4 protein-coding genes are annotated in these 4,512 nt (G+C 39.4%); all 4 read right to left on the bottom strand.

Going from position 1 to position 4,512, the window contains the following annotated elements:
• Window positions 1-42: 42 nt before the first annotated feature.
• Window positions 43-270, bottom strand: a complete 228-nt coding sequence (locus JW841_01915) for a transposase (protein MBN1959677.1) — start codon at window positions 268-270, stop codon at window positions 43-45.
• Window positions 271-583: 313 nt separating this feature from the next.
• A complete protein-coding gene (locus JW841_01910) occupies window positions 584-1,591 on the bottom strand; it encodes a serine/threonine protein kinase (GenBank protein ID MBN1959676.1) in 1,008 nt (335 codons plus the stop codon).
• Window positions 1,588-1,893 carry a septum formation initiator family protein gene (locus tag JW841_01905; protein ID MBN1959675.1) on the bottom strand — a complete coding sequence of 102 codons (306 nt, stop codon included), beginning with the start codon at window positions 1,891-1,893 and terminating at the stop codon, window positions 1,588-1,590. Before JW841_01905 ends, JW841_01910 begins: the two co-directional genes overlap by 4 nt.
• 82 nt (window positions 1,894-1,975) lie before the next feature.
• Window positions 1,976-4,165, bottom strand: a complete 2,190-nt coding sequence (locus JW841_01900) for a hypothetical protein (GenBank protein ID MBN1959674.1) — start codon at window positions 4,163-4,165, stop codon at window positions 1,976-1,978.
• Window positions 4,166-4,512: the final 347 nt, after the last annotated feature.

The raw sequence follows: 4,512 nt of genomic DNA, 5'->3' as shown, positions 1-4,512 counted from the left end.
GGCCTACCCTCATCGTTCACGCAGCTAACGACAGAGATTTACTTAAGACATTTTGTACCTCCCTGCCGCTTGCCGCGGCACACTGCCGTCATTCCATGCTCGCTTTAATGTAATGCGATATTTTCCGTCGGTAGTAGAAGTTAAGCGATCATTAGATAATGGCGGGCGCAAAAGATAGCGGCATAATCTTTCGTGGCCCTTTTTATCATTAGAACTAGCACGACTGCCTGCATGAAGATTAAAGCCATAAATGTTCTTTGGCGCTTTAATATACTGCTCATGATTATTGCGTGCTTACTTGTCCGAATAAACGCATGGGTCTCATACCGGCATTTGACCCCATGGCCAGCACGCCCTTAATTGATGCTGCAGCTAGAGTAGCAAGCTATACATACTCGTGCCTTTCAATTAACGGCACAAAAGACCCGCAAAGGACCAAGCTTAGTTGATTCCGTAAGTTTTTTAGTAATGCGTGAAAATAAAATTATTACTGCCCTTACCTTAGATACACATTTTCGTGACGAAGGGTTTGATGTATTACCGCACCAAGCTTAATTTTTTCGCCCATTAAGAGAGCGGCCCGCTAGCAGTACCCAAAAAAAAGCGCCGTGACGATTAATAATGCAATAGCGATCAATAAAAATAACGGACCATATTTTGGCGGTTTTAAATTGTCATCTTCATCTTCGTAATCGTCACGGCTATGATTAGATAAATGTAATTGCGTTAATGAAGGATTTTTTTCGTATAACGCTAAGATTTCACGTGCATCGGTAAATTTGCGATATTCAAGCAGGCGTTGCAGAGCTTGTTTTAACAATGTTGCCTTTTGTGGGCGATTTTCAGGTTTGGGTTCTAAAGCGCGATGAATTAATGACGTTAGATCACGACAGAATTCTGGTCGTAGAGTTCGTAATGCCTCTGGTTTATGGTTAATAAATTGTTGGAATAAATTTATTGTTTCAGAAATGCGATAGGGTAAGTTATTCGTTGCGAGAAAATACAAGAGAGTACCAACTGAAAAAATATCAGCACGACTATCTATTTTATGCTTTGCTAGCTGCTCTGGAGAAAGAAAACCTGAAATTTTATTTGTTTTTGGCTTGGTATCGTTAGATCTACTAATGATGTCCGTATTTGCTGCGCAGAGAGCCGTACTAAAATCTGTTATTACTAATCTACCTCGTTCTAAAAGTATGTTTTGTGGATTGATTGAGCGGTGAATTATGCTATGCGCATGTGCATGGGCAAGTGCTGATGATACTTCAAGGCCTATGGCGAGTATTACAGATTCAGGAAATAGACCATTACGTTCTAATAACTGAGCTAAATTTATGCCCTGAATATATTCGGTTACTAAATAAGGTACGTCATCATTACTAATACCAAAATCGTATATTTTAATGATGCTTGGATGGTTTAGAGTTGTAAGTGACTTAGCTTCAACTTGAAAATTATTATTGTTGTTCTCTGCCGCAGTAAATAGTTTTATTAATACCTCTCGTTTTAACCGAGGATCAAATGCACGATAGGCAGTAGTTTCGATGTTTTTTGTGAGCTGTTGTTCTAATTCGTAACGATCGATTTTCACGGTTTGCTTCTTACCTTATCGACATCTTTAATATTCACTATGATGTCGTTAACATTTCCATAGCCTAGCTCATCGCGTACTACATGCTCTTGCACATCATTACGCTCGCGCAATCCATTTATTTGTTGGCGTAAAACTTGTATTTGTTCACGTACAGTTTCGCTATCCTCATCGAGACTTTTTAGATCTCGTCGAGCAGTGCTACGTCTAGGCCACCCATCAGCAGCAAAAAAGGTATGAATAGTAAGTATGCTAGCGGCGGTGAATATTAATAAAATAAAAAGCTTTTGCAGACGTGTCATACAAGTATCGTAGGCGACTAAAGATAGAGTGGCAAGTTACAGGTAATTAAAAATTACAGTTTTTCTAGTGATAGTTATAGTTTTAGGTAACAGGAGTGGCTTTAATAGCTGCTTTATTATTTTTGATGTACACATGAAATCGTACATCATTGCAGCGATGACGTGAAACCACCAATTCTCGGCTTTCTATTAAGCGGATACGGAATTTTTCATAGGATAAAGATCCGCTTTCACCTGTTGTCTCGCGTATACGCAAGAATTCTTTATAGGTTTCTTTAAAATGTTGTTCAAAGCTTTCTTCAGAAATGAATGCAGGAGATGATGTTGGCGATTGAGCAACATCTGATGCTATGCTTGCAGAACTATCGGTTTTTTCAATAGTTACATTAGCCTTTTTATTTGGCACTGTAAAAATAGCAGTATCTGCCTCAGAAGACATTATGGATTGATGTTTTATAGAAGGATCATCGTTTTGGGGTTTAACAGCTGTCGGAGAAAGCAGAGTCGGTGGTGGGGTTGGTGCTTTGGGAAAAGATGTTGATTTTTGCTCTTTAGCAATAATTTTTTCATCTTTTTCTAGTTCTTTATCATCAACCAGTTCTTCATCATCAATAGGTTCGGCCTCAAGCGGTTCAGCGTCTAAAAATGGTGGCTCGCTGTCCTCAGTTGCTTGCGCTTTAACATTTGGCAAAGAGGTTTCATTTTCAGAAATATTATTATAATCCTTACTGTTTTCAGAAATTTCGGCTTCTTCATCATTAGTCGTTTGTAAAGCGGTAGCATTTTGAATAGCCATGAGGTTTTGATTTATTTCATTGCTTTGGTTATCCCATTGAGAGCTATTTGCTTCTGAATTTAAATCTGGAGAAACATTATTGATGGCAGATTGATTAGAGGCAGATCCAGAGTCGAAATCAAACACGGCATTTTCGTGACTAGCTGCAGTTTTGTTAGTAAAATTTGGTCTTTCTACAAGAATTGTTGGCGCCTCTTGATCCAATATCGAAAGTGGTTCTTTTGAACCACCAGTGCGCAGTTTTGACAGTAATGCGTGTATCGTATTAATAAGACTAGATAATTCGTGAGCAAAATGTTGTGTTTCAAGTTCTTGAGCTGCAGTGGCGGTATCGGGGGCAGTATCAAGTATATTCTCAATACGCCTAATACCATTTTGTATACGTATACCTACAAGCAATAAAATAATGATATGAATTATCCAGGTAGCTCCTAAAAAACCAAGCACCAAACGTTCAATAAAAGCGCTTTCGTTATAGCGAGCAGAAAGATCAACTGTAATCAGACCAGTAGCATCCACCATATTGGGAATATTAAAGCTCAATGCCCAACGTCCTGGTTTAATTTCTCCAACAGGATTTATGGATGCAATTAGGGCTTGCTGTTGTAATGAATCAAAAATTAGTAATGGAGCATTTGCATTAGCCTGTATTACAAAAGGTCTTTGTGGAATCGTTTTCGGCAGTTTTACTTGAGCAGGTATAGAACCAATAATAGCTTTGCCCGATTGCACAACAAACGCTTCACCCAAAACTGGCTTTGGTAGGGTATCAATACGCTGTTCAGTTAAAATAACACCAATAATTTTACTTTTTGTACGTATTGGTGCTGCACCGATAGAGAAGACATTACCTTTATAAAAAACCGTGGTGCGTCCCATGGTATTACTAAAAGTATTTTGCGCAAGATATACTGCTGGTGAAGAATTAGCGTTTTTCTTGTTTTTAGTTATATCAGCGTTTTTTGGTATTGTTATGTCGGGAGTTATTTTGGTTATTGAGTTAGGATTAATTTTTTTAGCGGCAACAGGAATATCTATTTGAGAGCCAAGAGGCAGTAATTTTGAATCAGATAATAGCACTTCTCCATTTGCATTTATTAATACTACTGCATCAATATTATTTTCACTACTGCGAAAATCTTCGATCTGATGGCGCAATTTGGCTGCGAATCCTTCAAGACGAGTGCGAGCTGCAGGCATGACATTACGAGCATTAACAGCAGATGTTTTAGCGGTATTATATTGATTTAGATCAGCAACCAGATTTGGTGATAACGCCAAACGCATGGCGGCATCCATGGTATTTTTACCAAGGTCATCAATAGATTTCTCAAGATGGCGCGCGGATGCTTCAAGAGTTTGCAGAGAGCGACTGAGGGACTGCCCTTGACGCATCGCGTTTGTACGCAAAATCAGTGCTGCAATAAGAGCAAAGCTTGCAGTACTAATAATTAAAAGGACAAGTCGTTTAAGCATGCAGTATATGGTTTTTCATGTTCAAGCGAGTTTTGCAATGGCTTCATGTCAACTCTGCCACAAAATGTACATAGGGGGTGTCCCTAAATGTTGGACTTAAGAAATTCATGAAAGCCGCGTAAACTATGGCCGCGCGCGCAGCAAAATCATGCTGAGGCTTGCTTGTGGCAAGTCGCAGGCAGGATTTCTGCGAGCACGCGGTCGTACGTAGCGGATTTCATGAAGATCGACGGGAGATATTTAGGGACACCCCCCTAAATAGGCTGACTCTTGATCTCATCTCTGTAATTGATCGATTTTATTAGGCTTTACTGGATGCCCTCTTTCGAGGGCATGACGTAGAGAGT

The sequence above is a fragment of the Deltaproteobacteria bacterium genome, from assembly GCA_016931625.1.
Classification (GTDB): domain Bacteria; phylum Myxococcota; class XYA12-FULL-58-9; order XYA12-FULL-58-9; family JAFGEK01; genus JAFGEK01.
The sequence above is the reverse complement of the archived record's forward strand: the minus strand, read 5'-3'. Positions and strand labels throughout refer to the sequence as shown.